Annotated in this window: 19 protein-coding genes and 1 pseudogene; 9 read left to right on the top strand and 11 right to left on the bottom strand. The window is 70.5% G+C overall.

Annotated elements, in window-relative coordinates; translation table 11 throughout:
- Window positions 1-25: 25 nt before the first annotated feature.
- Complete coding sequence (locus tag ACFHWS_RS25495; RefSeq protein WP_416556580.1) at window positions 26-451, bottom strand: winged helix-turn-helix transcriptional regulator; 426 nt, start codon at window positions 449-451, stop codon at window positions 26-28.
- A 135-nt stretch (window positions 452-586) separates the two neighbouring features.
- Between ACFHWS_RS25495 and ACFHWS_RS25490 the strand changes: the two genes are divergently transcribed.
- Window positions 587-1,483, top strand: a complete 897-nt coding sequence (locus ACFHWS_RS25490) for an NAD(P)H-binding protein (RefSeq protein ID WP_416569260.1) — start codon at window positions 587-589, stop codon at window positions 1,481-1,483.
- On the opposite strand, the gene ACFHWS_RS25485 is transcribed toward ACFHWS_RS25490, so the two are convergent.
- From ACFHWS_RS25485 to ACFHWS_RS25475, 3 genes are read right to left on the bottom strand one after another with little or no spacing between them, the layout of a single operon-like run.
- Window positions 1,472-2,338, bottom strand: a complete 867-nt coding sequence (locus ACFHWS_RS25485) for a DNA adenine methylase (protein ID WP_416556582.1) — start codon at window positions 2,336-2,338, stop codon at window positions 1,472-1,474. The genes ACFHWS_RS25490 and ACFHWS_RS25485 overlap by 12 nt on opposite strands.
- Window positions 2,286-2,768 (bottom strand): NUDIX domain-containing protein, encoded by a 483-nt coding sequence (locus tag ACFHWS_RS25480; protein ID WP_416556583.1) that lies wholly within the window; start codon window positions 2,766-2,768, stop codon window positions 2,286-2,288. Before ACFHWS_RS25480 ends, ACFHWS_RS25485 begins: the two co-directional genes overlap by 53 nt.
- On the bottom strand, window positions 2,761-3,990 hold the full coding sequence (locus ACFHWS_RS25475) for a nucleotide disphospho-sugar-binding domain-containing protein (protein ID WP_416569259.1): 1,230 nt from the start codon (window positions 3,988-3,990) through the stop codon (window positions 2,761-2,763). The genes ACFHWS_RS25480 and ACFHWS_RS25475 overlap by 8 nt, the downstream gene beginning before the upstream one ends.
- An 82-nt stretch (window positions 3,991-4,072) precedes the next feature.
- Here ACFHWS_RS25475 and ACFHWS_RS25470 point away from each other — a divergent pair, with 82 nt between their 5' ends.
- Window positions 4,073-5,029, top strand: coding sequence for a 50S ribosomal protein L11 methyltransferase (locus ACFHWS_RS25470; RefSeq protein WP_416556585.1), 957 nt, complete (start codon window positions 4,073-4,075; stop codon window positions 5,027-5,029).
- On the opposite strand, the gene ACFHWS_RS25465 is transcribed toward ACFHWS_RS25470, so the two are convergent.
- From ACFHWS_RS25465 to ACFHWS_RS25455, 3 genes are all read right to left on the bottom strand, one after another.
- A complete protein-coding gene (locus tag ACFHWS_RS25465) occupies window positions 5,011-6,183 on the bottom strand; it encodes a 4-hydroxybenzoate 3-monooxygenase (RefSeq protein WP_416569258.1) in 1,173 nt (390 codons plus the stop codon). The two genes, ACFHWS_RS25470 and ACFHWS_RS25465, sit on opposite strands and share 19 nt — an antisense overlap.
- Window positions 6,183-7,328: a hypothetical protein gene (locus ACFHWS_RS25460; protein WP_416569257.1), complete on the bottom strand. Its 1,146-nt coding sequence runs from the start codon at window positions 7,326-7,328 to the stop codon at window positions 6,183-6,185. Before ACFHWS_RS25460 ends, ACFHWS_RS25465 begins: the two co-directional genes overlap by 1 nt.
- A gap of 235 nt (window positions 7,329-7,563) precedes the next feature.
- Entirely contained in the window at window positions 7,564-7,824 is a 261-nt protein-coding gene (locus ACFHWS_RS25455) for a hypothetical protein (RefSeq protein ID WP_416556588.1), read from the bottom strand.
- A gap of 332 nt (window positions 7,825-8,156) precedes the next feature.
- Here ACFHWS_RS25455 and ACFHWS_RS25450 point away from each other — a divergent pair, with 332 nt between their 5' ends.
- Window positions 8,157-8,396 (top strand): DUF397 domain-containing protein, encoded by a 240-nt coding sequence (locus tag ACFHWS_RS25450; RefSeq protein ID WP_416556589.1) that lies wholly within the window; start codon window positions 8,157-8,159, stop codon window positions 8,394-8,396.
- Between the two features lie 249 nt (window positions 8,397-8,645).
- The gene (locus ACFHWS_RS25445; protein ID WP_416556617.1) at window positions 8,646-9,473 is read left to right on the top strand and encodes a helix-turn-helix domain-containing protein; all 828 of its coding nucleotides are present in this window, start codon (window positions 8,646-8,648) and stop codon (window positions 9,471-9,473) included.
- Window positions 9,474-9,655: 182 nt separating this feature from the next.
- Here the strand turns inward: ACFHWS_RS25445 and ACFHWS_RS25440 are convergent, their stop codons facing one another.
- Window positions 9,656-11,611 (bottom strand): PhoX family protein, encoded by a 1,956-nt coding sequence (locus ACFHWS_RS25440; protein WP_416569256.1) that lies wholly within the window; start codon window positions 11,609-11,611, stop codon window positions 9,656-9,658.
- Window positions 11,612-11,947: 336 nt separating this feature from the next.
- On the opposite strand from ACFHWS_RS25440, the gene ACFHWS_RS25435 reads away from it, so the two are divergent.
- Window positions 11,948-16,339, top strand: a complete 4,392-nt coding sequence (locus ACFHWS_RS25435; protein WP_416569255.1) for an ExeM/NucH family extracellular endonuclease — start codon at window positions 11,948-11,950, stop codon at window positions 16,337-16,339.
- A 127-nt stretch (window positions 16,340-16,466) separates the two neighbouring features.
- On the opposite strand, the gene ACFHWS_RS25430 is transcribed toward ACFHWS_RS25435, so the two are convergent.
- Window positions 16,467-16,907, bottom strand: a complete 441-nt coding sequence (locus ACFHWS_RS25430) for a DoxX family protein (protein ID WP_416556592.1) — start codon at window positions 16,905-16,907, stop codon at window positions 16,467-16,469.
- A gap of 261 nt (window positions 16,908-17,168) precedes the next feature.
- On the opposite strand from ACFHWS_RS25430, the gene ACFHWS_RS25425 reads away from it, so the two are divergent.
- The 3 genes from ACFHWS_RS25425 to ACFHWS_RS25415 all read left to right on the top strand — a co-directional run bounded on the left by ACFHWS_RS25425 (window position 17,169) and on the right by ACFHWS_RS25415 (window position 18,778).
- A complete protein-coding gene (locus ACFHWS_RS25425) occupies window positions 17,169-17,534 on the top strand; it encodes an STAS domain-containing protein (protein WP_416556593.1) in 366 nt (121 codons plus the stop codon).
- Window positions 17,531-18,277, top strand: coding sequence for an ATP-binding protein (locus ACFHWS_RS25420; RefSeq protein ID WP_416556594.1), 747 nt, complete (start codon window positions 17,531-17,533; stop codon window positions 18,275-18,277). Before ACFHWS_RS25425 ends, ACFHWS_RS25420 begins: the two co-directional genes overlap by 4 nt.
- A 93-nt stretch (window positions 18,278-18,370) precedes the next feature.
- The gene (locus ACFHWS_RS25415) at window positions 18,371-18,778 is read left to right on the top strand and encodes a four-helix bundle copper-binding protein (protein WP_416556595.1); all 408 of its coding nucleotides are present in this window, start codon (window positions 18,371-18,373) and stop codon (window positions 18,776-18,778) included.
- A gap of 40 nt (window positions 18,779-18,818) precedes the next feature.
- Here ACFHWS_RS25415 and ACFHWS_RS25410 read toward each other — a convergent pair whose 3' ends face one another.
- Entirely contained in the window at window positions 18,819-20,486 is a 1,668-nt protein-coding gene (locus tag ACFHWS_RS25410) for a DUF885 domain-containing protein (protein WP_416556596.1), read from the bottom strand.
- Here ACFHWS_RS25410 and ACFHWS_RS25405 point away from each other — a divergent pair.
- Window positions 20,467-21,384 (top strand): annotated as a pseudogene (locus ACFHWS_RS25405) (DMT family transporter); the annotation flags it as partial. The gene ACFHWS_RS25410 and the pseudogene ACFHWS_RS25405 sit on opposite strands and share 20 nt — an antisense overlap.
- Before the next feature lie 132 nt (window positions 21,385-21,516).
- On the opposite strand, the gene ACFHWS_RS25400 reads toward ACFHWS_RS25405, so the two are convergent.
- On the bottom strand, window positions 21,517-22,590 hold the full coding sequence (locus ACFHWS_RS25400; RefSeq protein ID WP_416556597.1) for a PHP domain-containing protein: 1,074 nt from the start codon (window positions 22,588-22,590) through the stop codon (window positions 21,517-21,519).
- Window positions 22,591-22,636: the final 46 nt, after the last annotated feature.

Below are 22,636 nucleotides of genomic sequence, written 5' to 3'. Positions count from 1 at the left end.
GTCCGCTGTGGACGGGCACCCGTGGTCAGGCGGTCCGGTCGAAGCTGTCCCGGGCCGCGAGTACCGTCGGCATCTCGCGTTCGACCAGCTCGATCAGGTCGACCAGCTTGCCGGCGACGGCGCGGCCGAGCGGGGTGAGGCTGTACTCGACGCGGGGCGGGATGGTGGCCTGGACGTCCCGGACGACCATCCCGTCGCGCTCCAGCGCTTGCAGGGTCTGAGCCAGCATCTTCTCGCTGATGCCGTCGACCCGGCGGCGCAGCGCGTTGAACCGGTAGTTGCCGGCGAACAGGGCGGCCATCGCTAGCGTGCCCCATTTGCCGGTTATGTGGTCTAGGGTGGCTCGTGACGGGCAGCTGCGGGCGAAGACGTCGGTCACCAGGGCGGCCGTCGGGTCGTCGGTCGGCGGGCTGGATTCGCTGTGCGGTGCGGGCGCGGACCGGCTGGCCATGTTCCCAGGGTATCTCCCAGCGATGCGTCGAATGGGCCACAGCACTTCCTGAACTGCTTGCGCTTCCGAAAAGTTAGTGCAGGCTGGTGGGTGAGGGCGATCGTGGGGCCGCCCCGCAGGGACCTAGGAGCTGACATGATCACTGTCACCGGTGCCGCCGGCCAGCTGGGCCGGTTGGTCGTCGACGAGTTGCTGGACAGCGGACTGCCACCGGCGCAGATCGTCGCCGTCGCACGGAACCCGCAAAAGGCCGGCGACCTCGCCGCGCGCGGCGTACAGGTCCGGCACGGTGACTACGACCAGCCGCTGACCCTCGGGCCGGCCCTGGTCGGGACCCGCAAACTGCTGCTGATCAGCGGCAGCGAGGTCGGCCGGCGAATCGACCAGCACCGCAACGCCGTGGCGGCGGCGAAGGCGGCCGGAGTCGACCTGATCGCGTACACCAGCATCCTCAACGCGGACACCAGCAGCGTCCCGTTGGCCGCCGAACACCTCGCCACCGAACAGATGATCCGAAACAGCGGCCTGCCGTTCGTGCTGCTGCGCAACGGTTGGTACCTGGAGAACTACACCGGTTCGGTGCTGCCGCAGGCGCTCGCCACCGGCAGCGTGCTGGGTGCTGCCGGCTCGGGTCGGGTCGCCGCCGCGACCCGGGCCGACTTCGCCGCCGCCGCCGTCGCAGTGTTGACCGCGCCAGCAACAGCCGGCAGCGCTGACACCGCCGGAACGGCCGGCACCGTCTACGAGCTCGGTGGTGATGAACCCTTCACCCTGGCCGAGCTGGCCGCCGAGATCAGCCGGCACAGCAGACGGGAGGTCGGCTACCAGGATCTTCCGGCCGACGTGTACGCCAGGGCGCTGACCGACGCCGGCGTGCCGGAGGCGTTCGCCAGCATGCTGGCCGCCTCCGACGTCGGCATCTCCCGGGGCGATCTGACCACCGACAGCGGCGACCTCGCCCGACTGATCGGCCGGCCCACCACGTCGCTCGGCGGCGCTCTCCGGGCCGCCCTGGCCAGCCTACCGGGCTGATTCGCCGTTCGGCAGTTGGTAGTTGGTGACCAGCAGATCCCAGCTGCCCCGCTTCGCCGACTGCAGGTTGATGTCCCGGCGGGTCGCCATCCGGGCGATCAGGAAATCCGCGCCGAACAGCTCCCGTACGAACGGCGTGTCGCTGTTGGTCAGGGTCAGTCGGACGCCGCGCCGGCTGGCCCGTACCATCGCGTCCCGCAGTCGCACGTGATCGGCCGGCCCGAACTGCGCCGAGGTGTACCGCCGGAAGTCCGCCCACCCGCCGAGCGGTACGTACGGCGGGTCCAGGTAGACCCAGTCGCCGGCGGTGGCCTCGTCGAGTTGCTCGGCGAAGTCGGCCACCCGCAGCTCGGCACCGGCCAGCGCCTGCGCGGCGTCCAGCAGCACCCGCCGGTTGTAGTACGGCCGGTTGTAGGCGCCGTACGGCGCGTTGAACTCGCCCCGTCGGTTGACCCGCCACAGCCCACGGAACGCCGTCTTGTTCAGATAGATCACCCGGACCGCGCGTTCCAGATCGGAACAGTCCGTCGGCGAGCGACGGCGGACCGCCGCGAAGTGCTCCGGCGTGTTCGGTTGCTCGTCCAGCAGCCGCATCACCGCTTCGGGGTCGCGGGCGACCTCCCGGAAACAGATGATCAACTCCGGGTTGGCGTCACTGAGCACCGCCCGCCGCGGCGCCAGCTCGAAGAAGACCGCTCCGCTGCCGAGGAACGGCTCCCGGTAGCTGCCGGTGAACGGTGGCGCGGCGGCGACGAGGGCGGCGGCGTACCGAGTCTTCCCGCCCGCCCACTTGAGGAACGATCTACCGTCCGCCCTGGTGGTGGAGCGCGCGGACCTGGCGCCGGCCCGGATCATGGAGCGGATCATACGGGGCGGTGACCCGCCAGGCGTAGTGCGGCGAGGCGAGGAACTCGGCGAGCAGGCTCGCCGAGCCGGGAGCGAACGGCCGGCCGTCGCTGATCTGGTCCGGCCGTAGGAACTCCATCGCGGCACCCTCGCCGAGCCGGACGTCGCACTGCCGGGCACGGGTGGAGCCGAAGTAGTAGTGCGCCGTACGCTGTGGGTTCAGCTGCCGGCGGCAGAACAACCGCAACCCGTGCTCGGGCCGTAACCCGGTCTCCTCGGCGAGTTCGCGCAGCGCCGCCTGCTCCGGTGTCTCCCCGGGCTCGCAGTGCCCGCCCGGCACGCACCAGGCGTGCGGATGGCTCGGCGCGTTGCCGTCCCGTAGCTGCAGCAGGACGGAACCCGCCGAATCGACCAGTAGCACTGCGGCGACGTCACCCATCGGTCCAGTGTGCGGCCAAGCCGCCGGTAGCGGGGGCGAGCGCCGAAAGCTGGTCGGCGTGGCGGTCGATTCCACCCGGATGTGCGAGTCGGGTGGCGATCTCGGCCGGTGCCGGCAGTCTCGACATCAACTCGGCCGCGTCCGCCACCCCGCTGGCCGGACCGCCCTCGGCCAGCAGTTCGGCGAGCAACTGCGGGGTCACCTCCTCGGGTGCGCAGCCCAGGCCGAGCCGGTGCCGTCGGACCAGGTCGGCGTTGCTGAACTGGTCGGCGCCGTGCGGCAGGACCAGTTGCCGTACCCCGGAACAGATCGCGCCCATCATCGTCCCGGAGCCGCCGTGGTGCACCACGGCGGAGCAGCCAGCGAGCACCTGGTGCAGCGGCAGCCAGCCGGCGGGCCGGACGTTGCCGGGCAGCGGCCCGAGCGCGGTCACGTCGGCGTCTGTGCCGAGGGCCAGCACGAAGTCCGCGGCGGTCTGCCCGGCGGCGTCGATGGTGTGGCGCAGACCGGTCAACCCGGCCAGCGCCGGCACCACGGTGCCGAGGGTGATCAGCACCCGGGGGCGCGTGGCGGGCAGGCGCAGCCAGTCCGGCAGCGCACCGCCGGCGTTGTAGGGCACGTACCGCATCGACCATCCGTCGCCGTCGCCGATCATCAGCTCGGGCGGTGCCAGGTGCAGGACCACCCGGTCGGGCAGTTCCAGCGGTACGCCGTTGCGCGCGTGCGCCGCCGCCAGGTACGGCAGGAACCGGGCGGCCAGCGCCTCTTCGCGGAACAGGTTGAATCCGTGCTCGACGGCGGGCACCCGCAGCGCGCGGGCGGCCATCAGTCCGGCCGGATGCAGCCGGGAGTGCACCACCAGGTCCGGCCGCCACCAGCGGGCCAGCGTCAGCGTGCCGTCCGCCATCAGGTCGGAGACCCGCCCGAAGGTCTCCAGCAGCAACGGGTCGGTACGGCTGCCGGCGGCGGCGATCCGCTGGCCCCGCTCGCGCATCCGGGCGGCCAGTTCGGCCGTCGTGCCGGTGCCGGTGCCGAACACGGCGGCGATCGGGGCGCCGGGAGCGACGTCCACCGCCGGCAGACCGGCCCGGGCCGCGCCGGCCAGTCCTTCTGCCGCGGTGCCGACCAGTACGTCGTGGCCGGCCGCCCGCAACGCCCAGGCCAGCGGCACGGTGGGAAAGAGATGCCCGACTCCGGGCGGGCTGGTGAACAGGACACGCACCGGGGAACCTTCCGGTTGACACTCGAGTCGACAATGGATAATTTATCGTGATTGATCCGGTTTCGCGAGAGGGAGTTCATCGATGGCTGGGCCGACGGACATCCCGTTCACGCCGGAGCTGCACCTGCGACTGCTACTGAGCATCGACCGCGGGCACAACGTGCAGCGCGCGGTCCGCAGCGCGGTGCGGACCGGTGACCGGGTGCTCGACGCTGGCACTGGCAGCGGGCTGCTGGCGCTGGTCGCCGCCGACGCGGGCGCCGCCGAGGTGGTCGCGGTGGATCGGCACCATGTCGGCATGGCCGAGCGGATCGCTCGGCACAACGGGGCCGCCGACCGGATCACCTTCGTCGAATCCGACCTCGCCGATCTCGACCCGGAGGATCTCGGCGGTCGGTTCGACGTACTGCTCGGCATGATCCACACCAACAACCCGTTGCTGGACGAGGAGCGCTCCCGGCTGGTCGTCGAGCTGCGTCGCCGGTTCGGCACGGCCGACTGCCGGGTGCTGCCGGGCGAGGTGCGCTACCTGGCCACCGGCTGCGACCGGCTGGACTGGGACCTGCCGACCGAGCTGGCCGACCTGGCACAGGTTGCCGAGACGCTGCAGGGGGCGTACGGCTGGGACTTCCAACCGCTGGTGGACGCGGTCCGCGACGGGGTCGCGACGCGTTCCGCCCGGCCGGCCAAAGGGGTCGCCCCGGCCTGGCGGTCGCCGACCCGGTCCGGCGCGCTGCGCTTCCCGCGAAACGACGTGCGGCTGCTCACCGCCGCCGAGGACTGGGTGACGGTGGACTACCAGGCGCCGCCGTTCGACGGGTTTCCCGACCAGGTGCGGCTCACCACGACCGCCGCCGGGCGGCTGACCGGGGTGATCTGGACCCAGCAGCTGCGGTACGCCGGGGCGCCGCTGTGGACCAGTGAGTCGTACAGCCCGCTGGGCGGCCCGCGCCACGTCGACCCCGGGCAGGAACTGGTCTTCGGCACCGGTGCGACGTGGCGGGCGACGAACGTCCTCAGTCACCACCACCCGACGTAGTCCTCCAAGAACGCGGCCAGGTAGGCCGGTGAGTCGACCAGCCGGGTCAGCCGCGCCGCCTGTACCTGGTGCAGGAAGGCCGCGTCGGCCGTGCCGTATCCGGGGGTGTTCACCAGGTCCATCATCCAGTGCACGAACTCCTGGGCCCGCCAGATGCGGGCCAGCCGGTGCTGCGAGTAGGCGTCCGACCGGCGGTGGTCCCCGGCGGTGAACCGCTCGATCAGCCCCAGCGCCAGCTCTTCCGCGTCGGCCAGGGCCAGGTTGAAGCCCTTGCCGCCGACTGGCGGCACGATGTGCGCGGCGTCGCCGGCGAGGAACAGCGACCCGTACCGCATCGGGTCACAGACCAGGCCGCGCATCCGGACGGTGCCGGTGTCGGTGACCGGCCCGGTGTGCAGCGTCCACGGCTCGTCCAGCGCCAGTCGGATCCGGATTTCCTTCCAGATCCGCTCGTCCGGCCAGTCCGCCCGGGTCTCGTCCCGACCGCACTGCAGGTAGAACCGGCTCACCGTCGGCGTCCGGCGGACGTGTACGCAGGCCCCCGACTCATGCAAAGCGTTGATCACGCAGTCACTGGACGGCGGGGCTTCGGCGAGCACCGACAACCAGGCGTAGTCGTACTGGTAGTCGGCGCAGCGCAGCGCCCCGGCGGGGACCGCCCGCCGGGCGACGCCGTACTCGCCGTCGCAGCCGGCCACCACGTCGCAGCGCAGCTCACGGCCGTCGGCGAGCCGGATGCGGGGCCGCCCGGCCAGGTCGTCGATCGCCCCCGCCGCAGTCTCGAACCGCAGGTCACCGCCGTCGGCGAGGTAGGCGTCGACCAGATCGCGGACCAGGAACTGCTGCGGGTAAATGTAGTGGCTGCGGCCGTTGGCCAGCGGTTCATAGCGGATCGGGTAGCGCCGCCCGCCGAGCCGGAACTCCACCGCGTCCTCGACCGCGCCGGTCCGCAACAGGTTGCCAGCCAGGCCGTGCCGGCGGAGCAGGTCGACCACCCGGTGCTCTACGGTGGCGCCCCGGGCGCGGTTGGCGACGTACTCGCGGTCCCGACGCTCCAGCACCACACAGTCCACCCCGGCCCGGCGTAGCAGCACCGCCAGCAGCATCCCGGCCGGCCCGGCACCGATGACGCCGACTTGGGTACGCTCGTTCATCACCGGTCACCGCCGGCCGGCTGGTCGACCTGCCCACCGGCGTCCGCGCCCGGCGTTTCGTCTCCGTAGCCACCCAGGCCGGTGTCCGGCGTCCCGCCGCCTTCGGGCCCACCGGGTGTCCCGCCCCTGTCGGTTCGGTCCCGGTGGCTGCCGTGGAGCGCGAACAGCCGGGCCCGCATCATCTGCCGTACCACCTGCACCCCTGGCGACGTGCTGCGCCCTGCCGACCGGGCGGCCATCCGGAGGCTGGGCAGCACGTCGCCGCCGAACCGGGCGCAGATCAGTTGGTGCGCCTCGTACGCCTCGACGGTCGCTTCGACGAACTCGTCGAAGGCGCTACCCAACCGGGCCGGGCCGATCTTGGATCGCATCGCGCGGACCTCGGCGAACAGCGCCATGAGGTGGGCGTGGTCGCGGGTCTGCAGTCCGCTGAAGCCGGCCTGCACCGCTGGGGGTGCCATCGCCGGACGGATCAGTCGCTCGTAGTCGACCGGCGAGAAGTCCGAGGTGAACCGGAAAGCGGCCGCCGAGCTGCACATGAACGCCGTGGCGACCCGCAGCGCGGCTCGCGCCTCGGCCTCGTCGCCGTCGGCGCTGGCACCGAGGAAGCAGTTCAGCCCGGTGATCGCCCCCTGCATCAGGGTGAAGAAGAACTGGTGACCGATCAGCCACCGGTCGGCGGCGGCGTCGGAGTCACCCGGGTCCGTCCCGTTCGACTGTGGGTGCGGCGGGCGTTGGACGGACTGGTCGAGAACGCCGATCGGCTGGTTGTCGACGTCGTGGCCAGCGTACCGGTACAGGCTTTCCAGCCCGAGCCACAGCTGGGCGACATAGCCGTTGCTGAGCTGCGAAAGCCCATTCGCGTCGACGTTGTTCCGAACTGCCAGATGCGTTATTGCCAAGGCGTGGAGAAACGCTGATTCCGGTGCTTGGTGCGTACGGCGAATCTGGAAGTAGCGGTCATGTTCCTGATAGTCGACTTGCTGGTAGTCGACGGTGACCGGGTCGGCCCGGACGCCCGACGTCGCGCCGTCGAGCGGCTCCGGGGCCGAGGTGTGGGGGCCGTCGGCGATCGCAGCACGGAGTCGGTGCCGGTTGGCCGGCAGCAGCTCCGGATAGGGTAGGCACAGTGCACCATCAGACACAGGGCAGCCCTTCTGGTGGCTTCCGGGCATGGGTACGGTGTCGCAATACCGTGCCGGCGGAGTGGCCAATTTACCGCGCCGCCGGTGATCCACAATGCTCGCAAATTCTCGCGGCTGCTGTGATGGCTGTCAATCCCTGTGTAGTTTTTCGCCTACTGAGTAGTGACTTTGTGCACGTCAGCGGCGCGATATTGAGTCGGGCGACCGACGGTGCCCTCCGGTTGGAGGGCGACCGTCAACGGTGTACTCGGTCCAGCATCGGGTCGGTCTCGGCCCGCGGCAGCACGTACGGCGCGGTGATGGTGTCCACCCCGGTGCCGCGCGAGCCGGTGGGGCGGTAGGTGACGGTCGCCGCGCTGGCTGAGGCGGTCTCGACGATCCCGGCGCACCAGGTGCCGCCGCGGTAAACCCAGACCGGGTCGGACGGCTGGTACCGGTCGGTCGGGTAGACGTCCCGGGGATCGCGTTGGTTGGGGTTGAGGATGGGAGCCGGCATGCTCATCGCCCTCCTGTCTCGCTGCGCGCGGTGTGTCTCGTGGCTGCTGCCGTCGGATGACGCCGGAGGCAGCTGACCGGCCCGCAAAGCGGTGACTCTGCGTGCGTCGTTGTCTACGCCACCCCTAGCCTTATCGGGGGTGATGTCGTCGAATGTCCGATTACTCATCACAATGGGTAAACCGCCGGATACAAGTTCACGTGCGCTATCATGCTCGCAATACCTTGCAGGCGCAAGAGCGGATGCACGTGCATTTGACCCTTCCGTGACGAGGCGCGGCCGACCCTGGAGTCCTACGTCTGTTGCGACAATGTCCGATTTGGATTGTATGTATGCATAAGCCGGATAGTGACGTTCCAAGTACCGACCTGCCGACCCTCGCCTGGCGCAAGAGTGGCCGCAGCAACCCCAGCGGGAACTGCGTCGAGCTTGCCCGGCTGCCCGGTGGCGGCGGGATCGCTCTGCGTAACTCCCGCTACCCGGACGGTCCAGCGCTGATCTACACCCGTGCGGAGATCGAGGCGTTCATCCTCGGCGCCCGAGACGGTGACTTCGACGACCTGATTCGCTAGCATCGATCCGGCCGGGGGCCTGCACCGTGGGGGCCCGTCCGGACTCTACTGGTGACGACCGTCCGCACCGCACGGCGGTGGCCACTGGTCGGACCGGTATCGACGGGGCCTTAGGGATCACCCTCGGGTCATGGCATGCTTACTCGCCAAGAGTAGCTGCCATACGACGCGACGGTGTCCGGAGGTCGGTGGGTGACGATGACGGCCCAGCCAGATGGCGGATCGGCGACCGGGCCGACCGTGCTGCGGATGCTGCTCGGCGCGCAGCTGCGGCGGCTCCGGGAGAGCCAGGGAGTGAGCCGGGAGGCGGCCGGCTGGCACATCCGCGCCTCCGAATCGAAGATCAGCCGGATGGAACTCGGCCGGGTCGGCTTCAAGGAACGCGACGTCACCGACCTGCTCACCCTCTACGGGGTGACCGACTCACGGGAACGCACAGCGCTGCTCGGGCTCGCCCGGCAGGCGAACACGCCCGGCTGGTGGCACCGGTACGGCGACATCCTGCCCAGTTGGTTCCAGTCCTACCTGGGGCTGGAGGCGGCCGCGAAGATGATCCGCAGCTACGAGGTCCAGTTCGTACCCGGCCTGCTGCAGACCCGCGACTACGCCCGAGCGGTGGTCCTACTCGGACACGGTCGGGCCCCGGCCGACGAAGTGGAACGCCGGGTCGAGCTGCGGATGGAGCGCCAGGAACTGCTTCATCGGCCACAGCCACCGAACCTGTGGGCAGTGATCGACGAGGCGGTGCTGCGACGGCCGATCGGCGGCCCCGCCGTGCTGCGCGACCAGATCAACGCTCTGGTCGAGGCGACCAAGCTACCGAACGTACGGCTGCAGGTCGTGCCGTTCGATGCCGGCGGGCACGCCGCCGCCGGCGGAGCCTTCACCATCCTGCGCTTCGCCGACCAGGACCTGCCCGACATCATCTACATCGAGCAGCTGACCAGCGCGATCTACCTGGACAAGCGGGAGGACGTCGACCACTACGCCGCCGCGATGGAGCGGCTCTGCGTCGAGGCCGACCCGCCCGCCCGTACCCAGGACCTGCTCCACCAGATCCTGCGCGACCTGGACTGAGCCGAGACAACCTGCGCCGACGGACCCGGTGTCGCGGGCGTGACCGCAGGTGTCACGCCCGCAACCGGGACCGGACCCGCCGGCAACCGGCTGGCGGCCGGGTCGCCGGTCGGCGAGATCGGCCGCGGCTCCCGGAGCCCGCACGTCGGGCTCGGATGTTGAGCAGAGGTGGACCGGAGCGGTCAGGTGCCGATGACGCCGCCATCGGCCTTGCGGATGACCACGGTCGCCGACCGGGGCCGGCCGGCCGGGTCGAAGTCGGGCCAGTTGCTCACCGCCCGCGGGTCCTCCGGCGTCGGGCTGCCCCAGTACGTCGTGGACTCGCCCGGATGCTGCACGTTGATGAACATGGTCCGCTGGTCGGGGGTGGTGACCACACCGGTGATCTCCGCGCCGCGCGGGCCGACCAGAAACCGCCGGATCTCACCGGTACGCGGGTCGGCGGCCAGCATCGCGTTGTTGCCAATGTTGTCGTGGCCCCGGTCCGCCCGGTTCTGCGTCGAATTCGACACGTCGGTCTGAATCCACAGCCGTCCGTCACCGTCGAACCAGATCCCGTCCGGCGAGCCGAAGATGTTCGTCTCGTCGAGCTGCACCTGCGGGTCGTACGCCGGGTCACCGGCCAGCATGAACACGTCCCACTCGAAGCTGGTCGCGGTGTTGTCGCGGCCGCGCTCGCGCCAGCGGACGATGTGCCCGTACGGGTTCGGGGTACGCGGGTTGACCGCACCGGGCGAGCCGGTGCCGTTGGTCAGGGTCAGGTAGACGTCGTTGTTCTTCGGGTTGACCGCCACCCACTCCGGACGGTCCAGCGGGGTGGCGCCGACCGCGTCGGCCGCCTCCCGGGTACGCAGCAGCACATCGGCCTGGTCGTGCCAGCCGTTCGCCCTGGTCAGTGGTCCCTTGCCGTGCTTCAGTGGCAGCCAGACGCCCTTGCCGTCGTCGTCGAACCGGGCGACGTAGAGCGTGCCGTGGTCCAGCGGGCTGCGGCCCAGCGCCCGCTGCATCCGCCACCGGCCGTCACCGACGAACTTGTAGAGGTAGTCACCGTCCTGGTCGTCGCCGCTGTAGACGACGACCCGACCGCGCGACTCCCAGAAGGTGGCGCCTTCGTGCTTGAACCGGCCGAGGGCGGTCCGCTTCACCGGGGTGGAGCGTGGATCCATCGGGTCGATCTCCACCAGCCACCCGAAGCGGTTCAGCTCGTTGGGGTTGCGCGCCACGTCGAAGCGCGGGTCGGCCAAGTGCCAGCGGTAGCCGAATCCGGCGGCGTTCACGCCGTACCGGGCCTGCTCCGGCGTCGGTGACCACTGCGGGTCCTCGGTGCCGAAGTACCCGTTCCAGTTTTCCTCACAGGCCACGTAGGTGCCCCACGGGGTGACTCCGTGCGAGCAGTTGTTCAACGTACCCATCGGTGGGTTGTTCGAGCGCAGCGCCGGGTGCCGGCCGGACACCGGGCCGGAGAAGACGACCGGGGTGGTGCCGGTGACCCGACGGTTGAACCGCGAGTCGACGTTGCGCCACCTGCCCCGCGACAGTTCCACCTCCACGACGCTGACCCCGTGGCCGGCGAGTGCCTTGTCGACCTTCTCCCGGGTCATCTCCGCGTCGCCGTCGGGGTAGAGCAGGGTCCGGTCGACGTACTCGTGGTTGAGCACCAGCAGGCCTCGGCGGCTGCCCAGCGGGCCGCGACCCAGCGGGAAGAAGTGCATGCCGTCGTGGTGGCTGCCCACCTGCTCGGCCTGTTCGGCGGCGGTGTTGGTGGCGTCCTTGCGCCAGGCCGGTCCCCGGCTGCGCAGCGGGGTGCCCCACGGGATGAGCACGTCGGCGGTGTAGCCCGGCGGGACGGTGATGGCGTCGTCGGTGTTCGGCAGCACCGGGTCGAAGCCGAGCAGACCACGCCGGCCGGGCTTGCCCTTGCCGTGCCCGTGGCCGCCGGCGCTGGCCGGCGCGTCGGTGCCGAGGGCACCGCCGGCTGCGCCGAGGAAGGCCGCGGCGGCGATCACCGTACCGCTGCGGACGATGTCGCGGCGGCCGGCGCGGGCGGCGAGCACCGCACGGAACGGACGGTTGCCGGACGGGTTCGAGCTGATGTCGTCCGGGTCGGTGTGGGTTTGGCTGTCATGGTCGATTGACATGTGATCCTCGCTCGGTCGGAAGCGGGCCGCCCGGTCCGGTGCCGCATCGTGCGCGGCGCGCGAACCGGTTCTGCCAGCGGCGGTCCGGGCGGGACGGCGTCGCTGGCACCGGGACGGTATGCAGCGGACCGGGACCGTCCGCGAACGCGTGTGCGACCTGCCGGCGACGTCGAGATGAACGATCGATGTCCTGATCTGGGTGTCGCCGGACCGTCCCTTGTCACGAAGGGGTAACGGGACCCGAATGTTTAGCAGGTCACCACCGACCCGTCTGTGCTTCGAAACCCGCGTCTCCTAGATTTACTGAACTCACCCTCTGACCGGAGGAACGCCTACATGCGCCAGCACAGACGCATAGCCACCTGGAAGATCATCACCGCGGTCGTAGGGGCCGGCGCGCTGAGCGTGCCCGGCAGTGCCGCCGCCATGGCCGCACCGGCCGCCGGTGACCCGTTCATCAGCGAGATCCACTACGACAACGCCGGCACCGACACCGGCGAGGCGATCGAGATCGAAGCCCCGGCCGAGTTCGACCTGACCGGCTGGCAGATCGTCCTCTACAACGGAAGCAACGGCACCGTCTACGACACCCGTACCCTCGCGGGCACCGTCACCGCGGCCGGCGTGGTCGTCGCCGAGTACCCCGCCAACGGCGTCCAGAACGGGTCCCCGGACGGGGTGGCCCTGGTCGACCCGGCCGGCTCCGTGGTCGAGTTTCTCAGCTACGAAGGCACCCTGACTGCGGCCGGCGGCCCCGCCGACGGCACGGCCAGTGTCGACATCGGTGTCGCGGAAGCCTCCGACACCCCGGCCGGGCACTCGTTGCAGAAGGTCGACGGCGACTGGCGGCAGCCGGTGGCGAACACCTTCGGCGTCCGTAACGGGACCGGCGACCCGGACCCGGACCCGGACCCGGACCCCGAGCTGGGCTGCGACGTCACGGTGACGAACAGCATCGCCGAGGTGCAGGGCACCGGTGACAGCACGCCGCTGGCCGGCACCGAGGTGACCGTCGAGGGCATCGTCGTCGCCGACCACCGCGTCGGCGGTTACAACGGCGTCTACCTGCAGACCGCCGGCACCGGCGGGTCCCGTACGGCTGCCGCCGGCACCGCCAGCGACGGGATCTTCGTCTACCTGACCAGCAACCCGGCCAACCACCCGGGGGTCGCGATCGGTGACCGGGTGCGGGTCACCGGCCACGCCGGTGAGTACTTCGGACTGACCCAGGTGAGCATCGGCGCGCGGACCGACGTGCAGATCTGTGACCGGGACAATCCGTTGCCCACCCCGGTCGCGCTGACCCTGCCACTGGCCGCCGGCGACCGGGAGTCCGTCGAGTCGATGCTGGTGGCCCCGGTCGGTGACTTCGCCGTCGCCGAGGTCTACAACACCAACCGGTACGGCGAGGTCGTGCTGACCGCCGGTGACACCCCGGCGGTCATCCCCACCGACGTGGCGCAGCCGGGCAGCGCCCAGGCCGAGCGGATCGCCGCCGACAACCGGCTCAACCGGATCCTGGTTGACGACGGCCGCACCACCAACCTGGCCGACGCCGGCATCGCCCCGCCGTACGTTTCGCCGGACCAGCCGCTGCGGGTCGGTGACTCGGTCGAGGCGTTCGGGCCGAGCGTGCTGTCGTACGGCTTCGACGAGTGGCGGCTGCAGCCGACCCTGCCGGTCGACGCGGACACCCCGGCCACCGAGCGGACCACGTTCAAGGTGACGAACCCGCGTACCGCCGCCCCGGCTCCGGTCGGTGGCGACATCCGGGTGGCCAGCTTCAACGTGCTGAACTATTTCGTCCACTTCGGTGGCGATGCGCGTGGTGCGGCCGACGAGGCCGCGCTGGCCAAACAGGAGGCGAAGATCGTTGCGGCGATCACCGCGCTGGACGCGCACGTGGTCGGCCTGCAGGAGATCGAGAACTCGGTGCGGTTCGCGCCGGGCGAGCCGGAGAAGGCACTCGTCCGGCTGGTCGGCGCGCTGAACGCCGCCGACGGTGCCGGGACCTGGGACTACGTCCGCTCCCCGGCGGACCTGCCGGGCGCCGCCCAGCAGGACTTCATCAGCAACGCGATCATCTTCAAGCCGGCTGCGGTGACCCCGGTCGGGCCGTCCCGGTCGGTCGACGACGAGAGCGTCTGGTTCAACGCGCGGGAGCCGATCGCGCAGACGTTCACCGCCGACGAGCTGACCTTCACCGTGGTGGCGAACCACTTCAAGTCCAAGAGCACGTCGACGCCGCCGACCGGCGACAACGTCGACACCGGTGACGGGCAGGGCGCGTACAACGGTGACCGGACCCGGCAGGCCGCCGCGCTGGCCGACTTCGTCGACGGGCTGGTGACCGACAGCGGCAGCGACGACGTACTGTTGCTGGGCGACTTCAACTCGTACACCCAGGAGGACCCGATGCGGGCCCTCTACGACGCCGACTACGTCAACCTGAACGACACCGGACGCAGCACCTACGTGTTCGCCGGTGAGTCGGGTTCGCTGGACCACGCGCTGGCCTCGCCGTCGTTGGCCGCCCGGGTCACCGGGGCCGACGTCTGGCAGATCAACGCGGTCGAGTCGTACGCCTTCCAGTACAACGGTTCCCCGAACTTCTTCGACCCGGGTCCGTTCCGGGCCAGCGACCACAACCCGATCATCATCGGGCTGGACACCGGCGCCGGCGGTCCGGTCGAGCTGCAGCTGCTGGGGATCAACGACTTCCACGGCCGGCTCGAATCCGTCGGTACGGTCGACGGGCAGCCGGTCGGCGGCGTGGCCCAGGTGGCCGGGCTGGTCGACCAGTACCGGGCGACCAACCCGAACACGGTGTTCGTCTCGGCCGGTGACAACATCGGCGCGTCGACGTTCGTTTCGGCGATCGACGACGACAACCCGACCCTCGACGCGTTCAGCGCCGCCGGTCTCGACGTGACGGCGGTCGGCAACCACGAGTTCGACAAGGGCATGGCGGACCTGACCGACCGGGTGATCCCGCGTTCGGACTTCCCGCAGCTCGGCGCCAACGTGTACCGCGACGACGAGCGGGCGCTGCCGGCTTACCACGTGCAGGAAATCGGCGGGATCCGGGTCGGCTACATCGGTGTGGTCACCGAGCAGACCGCAGTGATGGTCAGCCCGGACGGTATCGCCGGGCTCACCTTCCGCCCGCCGGCACCCGAGGCCGACCTGGTCGCCACCGCGCTCAAGGACGGCGACGAGAGCAACGGCGAGGCGGACGTGGTGGTGCTGCTCACCCACGAGGGCGCGGCCACGGAGAACATCGACTCGCCCGAGGCGCTGATGAGCGACCCGGTGTTCGGTCCGTTCACCCGGACGGTTCCGGAGGTCGACGTCATCTTCAGCGGGCACACCCACCAGCCGTACGCCTTCGAGGTGCCGGTGCCCGGCACGGACGAGACCCGGCCGGTGCTGCAGGCCGAGGACTACGGAAAGAAGCTCGGCCGGATCGTGCTGCAGGTGGACGTCGAGGCGGGGACGGTCGAGACGGACACCGTCGAGATAGTCGACGTGGTCGGCGCGCCGGTCAACCAGGAGGTCGCCGACATCGTGGCGGCGGCGAAGGCCAACGCCGAGGTGCTCGGCCAGCGGCCGCTGGGCTCGATCACCGCCGACATCACCCGGGCGTACACCAACGGCAACGAGGACCGGGGCAAGGAGTCGGTGCTCGGCAACTTCATCGCCGACGTGCAGCTCGCCGGGACCCGGGAGCCGGGTCGGGGTGGTGCGCAAATCGCCTTCATGAACCCGGGCGGGCTGCGGGCCGACCTGTTGTCCGGCGAGGACGGCGTGGTCACCTTCGCGGAGGCGTTCTCGACCCAGCCGTTCGCCAACGACATGGTCACCCGGACCTACACCGGCGCCCAGGTCAAGCGGGTGCTGGAGGAGCAGTGGCAGCCGGCCGGGGCGTCGCGTCCGCTACTGTGGCTCGGCGTGTCGGAGGGCTTCTTCTACACGTACGACCCGACGTTGCCGCAGGGCGAGCGGATCACCTCGATGACCCTCAACGGTCAGCCGGTGTCGCCGACCGGGACCTACCGGGTCACGGTCAACTCGTTCCTGGCGGCGGGTGGCGACAACTTCACCACCCTGGCCGACGGCACGGATACCTCGACCACCGGGGACAACGACCTGACCATGCTGGTCGCGTACTTCGCCGAGAACTCGCCGGTCACCGCGGACACCAAGACGCGGTCGGCGATCGGCCAGCCCGGACCGACCTGCGACGTGACGGTCACCGGCAAGCACGACAGCGGGCTGATCGTCAAGGCGGGGATGACCTACTGCCTGGAGTCGGCGACGGTCAACGGCCCGGTCACGGTCCGCCCGGGTGCGACGCTGCTCGCCACTGACGGTGCGATCAACGGTCCGCTCACCGCGAACCGTCCGGCGGCGGTCAGCTTCACCGGCACGAGCGTCTCCGGGCCGCTGGCCCTGCTGCGCGTGACCGGGGCGGTGGCGTTGACCGGGGTGACCATCCAGGGTCCGCTGGAGGTGACTGGTGGTGACGGCGGTCTGCGGCTGGACGGCGCTGACATCTCCGGTCCGGTCCGGCTGGTCAACAACAAGCACGACGAGCTGCCGGTGGTGGTCGCGGGGAACACGATCCGCGGCCCGCTGCACTGTCAGGGCAACAGCCCGATGCCGGTTGACGAGGACCGAGTGAACACGGTGCAGGGCCCGGTGTCCGGGCAGTGCGCCCGGCTGTGAGCCGCCCGGTTCGCCAGCACTGAGAAGCAGTGCTGAGAAGTGGCCCTGAGAAACGGTACGGCCCGGCGGACCTTGACTGGTCCGCCGGGCGGTACCGGCCTTGCCGGGTCCGGCTGCTGCAGCGGGATCAGACCGTCGCGGGCTCCGGTGCCGGCGTGGCGGCCGTACGGCGTCGACTCAACATGGCGTCGAGCGAGTACCGGCCTGGCCCCAGCGCGGCCACCAGCAGAAACGCCCAGCAGAACAGCGCGGCGAGTTCGCCGCCGTTGTTCTGCGGGAGAAGTGCGTCCGGCTGATGGACCACGAAGTAGGCGTACGCCATCGATCCGGAACAGATGACGGCGGCCACCCGGGTGCCGAGTCCGGTGAGGACCAACAGACCGCCGACGAGCTGGATCAGCGCGGCCCACCACCCGGGCCAGACGCCGATCTCCAGTGCCTCACCGGTGCCCCGGAAGCCGCCGAAGATCCCGAAGATCGAGGCGGTACCGCGTAGCGCGAACAGCAGACCGACCACCACGCGGAACAGCGTGGGGACGATCTCCGGCAGGCGGGTGAATACGGGCATGGGGGACTCCTCGTGAATCTGGGAACACTGGTCCCACGGCGCCCGGATCATATCGACAGAAATTAATCTCAGTCAACGATCTCTCACCCAGTGTGATGATCGACTAGGTGGTCCGCTAACCCGAATCGGTGGTCTCCCGGTCTGTCCGCAGCGGGCGGGTGGCGTCGCGTAGGCTGGGCGCTTCGAGCAGCCCAACTCCGCCGCGCGGGCCTACGGGCGCCACCGCAGGTCGGAGTCGCGACCCGCCAGACGGAGACCAGCATGCACGAGATCCGGGTGTCGTCACCCGAAGCCGGGCACTGCGTCATCGAAGCCTCCGGCGAGCTGGATATGACCGCAACCGGAGAGCTCAGTGCTGCCGTGCAGGTGGTCGACCGGAGGCAGGCGACCTGGATCATCGTCGACCTGGACGCCGTCACACTGATCGATTCAAGTGCGGTCAAGGAACTGGTCGACGCGCATCACGCGGCCGCCGGTCAGGGTCAGATCCTGATAGTCCGCAACCCGCAGCCGATCGTCGCCCGGGTGCTGCGGGTGACCGGAGTCGCGCCACTGCTTGGCATCGTGCCGCAGGACCACACCGGAACCGTCTACGGTGGTAGACCGGACAACGGGGACCACGGGTGAACACCCTCACCTGGCTGGTGGCGCGTGACCTCGCCAGCGGTGTCACCCGGATCCGGCTGACCGGCGCGTTGACCGACACCGAACTGGTCCGGCTCGCCCCGGTGCTGCGCCGCTGCCTGCTGGAGGAGCCGTTGGCGCTGCTCGTCGAGCTGGACGAGGTGACCGTGGCCAGCCCGATCGGGCTGCGGGTCTTCGCCATCGTGCAGGGCGGCGACGCCAGCCACCGTCCGGTGGTGCACCTGTGTGCCCGGCCCGACTCACCCACCGGCCGGCTCGCCCGGCACAGCATGGGCGACCTGGTGAGTGTGCAGGACAGCGTGATCGATGCCACCAAACTGGTCGAATCAGCACCAAGGTCCGCGTACCGGTGGCACGAATACCTGCCTCCGCACCCGCACTCACCGGGACAGGCCCGCCGACTGATCGGCGGTGCCTGCCGCTCGTGGCACCTGACCGCTCTGCTCGACGATGCGATGGTGATCGGTTCCGAGCTGGTCAGCAATGCGGTCGAACATGCCGGCACCGAGTTGGACGTCACTACCACCCGGCAGGCCGGAGCGATCCGGATCAGCGTCCGCGACCGCGCTGCCGAGCTGCCCCGACCGGCCACCGGGCCCCGGCCCGGTCCGGCACCCGGCCGTGGTCGAGGGCTGGCCATCATCGAGGCGCTCGCCAGCGACTGGGGGTACGCCGGATTCGCCGACGGCAAGACGGTCTGGGCGGCACTGCGGCTGCCTGACTGACCGGCCGTTGCCCGACCGGTGTCGGCCGGTCCGGTGTTAGTCGGGCCGGGCAGCGGGTACCCGACCTCAACGGTCACACCTGTGGAGGTCACCATGACGCAAGCAACCGAGATGCTGGAAACCTATCCGCTCGATCTGGGACACGTCGACCAGCAGGCACTCGCCGACTGCATCGACGCCTGCTTCGACTGCGCTCAGGCCTGCACCGCCTGCGCTGATGCGTGCCTGAGCGAGGACACGGTCGCCGAACTGGTCAAGTGCATCCGCACCAATCTCGACTGCGCCGACATCTGCGCCACCACCGGCCGGGTGCTCTCCCGGCACACCGGCTATGACGCGAACACCACCAGGGTGATGCTGCAGGCATGCATCCAGGCATGCCGTTCGTGCGGCGAGGAGTGCCAGCTACACGCCAGCGAGCACGAGCACTGCCAGGTCTGCGCCGAGGCCTGCCGTCGGTGCGAGCAGGCCTGCCGGGACCTGATGGCCGCGCTCGGCTGAGCCGGCCCCTCGCCCTCGGCGTGGCTCGCGGGGCCGGTGGTCAGATCCGGGCCAGCGCGGTCCGCAGCGGGTCGAGACCGAGTACGCCCAGGTCCAGCGCTGCCTGATGAAACTCCTTGAGGTCGAAGGCGGCACCTTTGCGGGTTCGGGCGTCGGCTCGGGCCTGCAGCCAGATTCGCTCCCCGACCTTGTACGCCGCCGCCTGCCCCGGCCAGCCGAGATACCGGTCCAGCTCGAACCGCAGGATCTCGTCCGGCAGTTGGCAGTGCGCCCGCAGAAACTGCCACGCCAGCTCCGGAGTCCACCGCTCGCCGGGATGGAAGTTGAACGAGTTCGGCGGGATGGTCAACTGCAGGTGCAGGCCGATGTCCACGATCACCCGGGCCGCCCGCAGCGCCTGCCCGTCCAGCATGCCGAGCCGGTCACCGGGGTCGGCCAGGTAGCCCAGCTCGTCCATCAGCCGTTCCGCGTACAGCGCCCAGCCCTCGCTGTGCCCGGAACACCAGCAGAGCAGCCGCTGCCAGCGGTTGAGCAGATCGGCACGGACCTGCGTCTGACCGATCTGCAGATGATGTCCGGGCACCCCTTCGTGGTAGACCGTGGTCACCTCCCGCCAGGTCGAGAACTCGGTGAGCCCGTGCGGCACCGCCCACCACATCCGGCCCGGTCGGGAGAAGTCCTCACTCGGCCCGGTGTAGTAGATGCCGCCGTCGCTGGTCGGCGCGAGGCAGCACTCGATCCGCCGGATCTGCTGCGGAATGTCGAAGTGGGAGCCGTGCAGGTCCCCGATGGCCTTGTCAGCCAGCGCCTGCATCCAGTCGCGGAACGCCTCACCACCGGCGATGGTCCGCGCCGGGTCCGCGTCCAGGGCGCGTACCGCGTCGTCGATGCTGGCGCCGTGCCCGGCGATCTCGGCAGCGACCCGGCGCATCTCCTGCTCGATGCGATCCAACTCGAAGAAGCCCCAGGCGTACGTCTCGTCCAGGTCGATCCGCGCGCCCAGAAAGTACTGGGAGGCGAGCTCGTATCGGTCCCGGCCGGCGGCCTCGGTGTCCCGCCCCAACGGGGCCAGCTCGGTACGCAGGAACCGGCCGAACGCGATCGTCGCCGCAGTGGCCGCCGAGGCCGCGCGGCGCAGGTCCGCAGTGAGGGCGGCCGGAGCGGACAGCCGGCCGACCAGGGCGTGGAAGAAGTCGTCCGCTTCCGGGTCGGTCCAGACGTCACACTGGTCGGCGACCTTGAGCATCTGCGCCCGGGGTGCCACGTGCCCGGCCCGGGCCGCGTCCAGCAGGGTGACTCGTACCTGGTCCAGAGCCTGTGGATAATTGTCCAGCCGGGCGGCGATGTTGGCCACCGCATCGGTGCCCTCGGTCGGCATCAGGTCGAAGACCTGGCGCAGCTGGTGCAGACCGCTGGTGATGACGCTCAGCTCGCTGGTCTCCTCGCCCGCCTCGTAGCGGGCCAGCTCCAGCCCGAGCCGCTCCGCCATCGCGTCCCGGGCCACCCGCTCGGCCTCCGACTCCGGATCGGCGACACCGAGCTGCCGCAACGTGTCGCGAGTCAGGGCGGCGCGTTCGGCGTACCCGTCCGGTGACAGGTCGTCGAGCTGGTCGTCGTACCCGTCGACGCCGATGTAGGTGGCTCCGGTCGGATTCAGCCGCGCCCACTGCTCGACAAAGCTGTTGCTGATGTCATCCACACGTCCCATGCTGATGACCCTACGCGGCAGGTCGGTGGGGCCGGCGCAGCCGAAAGGGGGAACGGGAATGCAGGAACCCGGTTCGGCCGGCCCACCACCCGGTCCCCGGCTCGCCAGCTGGCTGCCCGGCTTTCTGCTGCTCGCCGGAATCTGGGGCACCAGTTTCCTGCTGATCAAGATCGGCATCGCCGAGCTGCATCCGATCCACGTGACCCTGGCCCGGGTCGCCGCCGGTGCGCTCACCCTGCTGATCGTGTTGCCACTGATCGGCGACCGGCTGCCCCGGGATCCGTGGCTGTGGCTGCACCAGTGCGTCGTCGCGGCGGTCGGGGTCGCCCTGCCGTTCACCCTCATCGGGTACGGGGAGCAGCGGATCCCGTCGCTGCTCGCCGGCATCTGGAACGCCACCACCCCACTGATCGCCCTGCCGCTGGCGGCGCTGGTGTTCCGCACCGAGGCAATGACGGCCCGCCGGCTGGCCGGCACCGGGTTGGGCTTCGTCGGCGTGCTGGTGGTGCTCGGGGTCTGGCAGGGCGTCGGCGGGGGACAGTTCGCCGGGCAGCTGATGTGTCTCGGCGCGGCCGCCTGCTACGGCGCGACGATCCCGTACCAGAAGCGGTTTGTCGCCGGCCGGTCCGACAGCGGCGTCGCGCTCGCCGCGACCCAGCTGATCCTGGCCACCGGCCAGTTGGCCGTCGTCGCACCGATCGTTGCCGGGGCCCCGCCGACGCCGACCCGGCTCTCCTCGGCGGTGATCGTGAGCGTGCTGATTCTTGGGGCGGTCGGCACCGGACTGGCCTTCGTGATCCACATGCGCAACATCCGGCTGGTCGGCGCCAGTACGGCGGCTACGGTCACCTATGTCGTGCCGGTCGTCGCGGTCGCGGCCGGGGTGTCGGTCCTCGGCGAGCGGCTGGTCTGGCACCAGCCGGTCGGGGCGCTGATCGTGTTGGCCGGAGTGGCCATCGCACAGGGCACCGGGCCGCCCCGAACGGCCCGTTCCGGCCCGCTGCCCGGCGGCCCGCTGCCGGACAGCGGTTCAGTGATGGGCAGCGGCCCAGTTGACCAGCTCCCCGGCCGACCAGGTGTTGACCACCCGGTCGGCATCGACACCGCAGAGCGCGGCCCGGGCGCACCCGAACCGCTGCCAGTCGAGCTGACCCGGCGCGTGGGCGTCGGTGTCGATGGCGAACAGGCAGCCGGTCTCGACCGCTAGCCGGATCAGCCGCTTCGGCGGGTCCTGCCGCTCCGGCCGGGAGTTGATCTCGACGGCCTTGCCGTGTTCGGCGCAGGCGGCAAAGACCGCTTCGGCATCGAAGTCGCTTGGCGGCCGGGACCGCCGTCGGTGGCCGCGGTCGCCGGGGCCGGTCACCCCCGGCGGCCGGGACGTCACCATCCGACCGGTGCAGTGACCGAGGATGTCCAGCCGGGGGTTGGCGACCGCGGTCAGCATCCGTCGGGTCATCCGCGCCCGGTCGTCACGCAGATTGGCGTGCACCGAGCCGACCACCACGTCGAGCCGGTCGAGGAGTTCGTCGGACTGGTCGAGGGAGCCGTCCGGCAGGATGTCCACCTCGATGCCGGTCAGGATCCGGAACCCCTCCGGCAGGGCGGCGTTGAGCGCCGCGACGTGGTCGAGTTGGCGCCGCAGACGGACGGCAGTCAACCCGCGGGCGACCGTGAGCCGGGGTGAATGATCGGTCAGCACCAGGTACTCGTGGCCCAGCTCGACCGCGGCCAACGCCATCTCCTCGATCGGCGAACCGCCGTCGGACCAGTCCGAGTGGGTGTGGCAGTCGCCGCGCAGCGCGGCGCGCAGTGCCGCCGCCGCCTCGTCCAGGTCGGTGCCCTCGGTAGCCAGCAGCCGGCGCAGATAGACCGGCTCCTCGCCGGCCAGCGACTCGGCCACACACCGGGCGGTCACCTCGCCTACCCCGGCGAACTCGGTCAACGTGCCGGTATCAGCCCGCTGCGACAACTCGGCAGCGGGCAGTCCGGCCAGTGCCGTGGCGGCGGACCGGAACGCGCGTACCCGGTAGGTCGCCTCGTTGGCCCGCTCCAGCAGGAAAGCGATCCGACGAAGGTCGGCGATCGGGTCCCGGGCATTGCTCACACCGGTCACCATAGGCCCCTTCGGCGGTACTGTCGCCCGGCCGGAG

The organism is Micromonospora sp. LOL_013 (genome assembly GCF_048060315.1).
Classification (GTDB): domain Bacteria; phylum Actinomycetota; class Actinomycetes; order Mycobacteriales; family Micromonosporaceae; genus Micromonospora_E.
This window is presented reverse-complemented; position numbering and strand designations above follow the sequence as displayed.

Coding starts and splice junctions, on each gene's coding strand:
- ACFHWS_RS25495 (WP_416556580.1), bottom strand. CDS start 451: ATGGCCAGCCGGTCCGCGCCCGCACCGCACAGCGAATCCAGCCCGCCG.
- ACFHWS_RS25490 (WP_416569260.1), top strand. CDS start 587: ATGATCACTGTCACCGGTGCCGCCGGCCAGCTGGGCCGGTTGGTCGTC.
- ACFHWS_RS25485 (WP_416556582.1), bottom strand. CDS start 2,338: ATGATCCGGGCCGGCGCCAGGTCCGCGCGCTCCACCACCAGGGCGGAC.
- ACFHWS_RS25480 (WP_416556583.1), bottom strand. CDS start 2,768: ATGGGTGACGTCGCCGCAGTGCTACTGGTCGATTCGGCGGGTTCCGTC.
- ACFHWS_RS25470 (WP_416556585.1), top strand. CDS start 4,073: ATGGCTGGGCCGACGGACATCCCGTTCACGCCGGAGCTGCACCTGCGA.
- ACFHWS_RS25465 (WP_416569258.1), bottom strand. CDS start 6,183: ATGAACGAGCGTACCCAAGTCGGCGTCATCGGTGCCGGGCCGGCCGGG.
- ACFHWS_RS25455 (WP_416556588.1), bottom strand. CDS start 7,824: ATGCCGGCTCCCATCCTCAACCCCAACCAACGCGATCCCCGGGACGTC.
- ACFHWS_RS25450 (WP_416556589.1), top strand. CDS start 8,157: ATGCATAAGCCGGATAGTGACGTTCCAAGTACCGACCTGCCGACCCTC.
- ACFHWS_RS25445 (WP_416556617.1), top strand. CDS start 8,646: ATGCTGCTCGGCGCGCAGCTGCGGCGGCTCCGGGAGAGCCAGGGAGTG.
- ACFHWS_RS25440 (WP_416569256.1), bottom strand. CDS start 11,611: ATGTCAATCGACCATGACAGCCAAACCCACACCGACCCGGACGACATC.
- ACFHWS_RS25435 (WP_416569255.1), top strand. CDS start 11,948: ATGCGCCAGCACAGACGCATAGCCACCTGGAAGATCATCACCGCGGTC.
- ACFHWS_RS25430 (WP_416556592.1), bottom strand. CDS start 16,907: ATGCCCGTATTCACCCGCCTGCCGGAGATCGTCCCCACGCTGTTCCGC.
- ACFHWS_RS25425 (WP_416556593.1), top strand. CDS start 17,169: ATGCACGAGATCCGGGTGTCGTCACCCGAAGCCGGGCACTGCGTCATC.
- ACFHWS_RS25415 (WP_416556595.1), top strand. CDS start 18,371: ATGACGCAAGCAACCGAGATGCTGGAAACCTATCCGCTCGATCTGGGA.
- ACFHWS_RS25410 (WP_416556596.1), bottom strand. CDS start 20,486: ATGGGACGTGTGGATGACATCAGCAACAGCTTTGTCGAGCAGTGGGCG.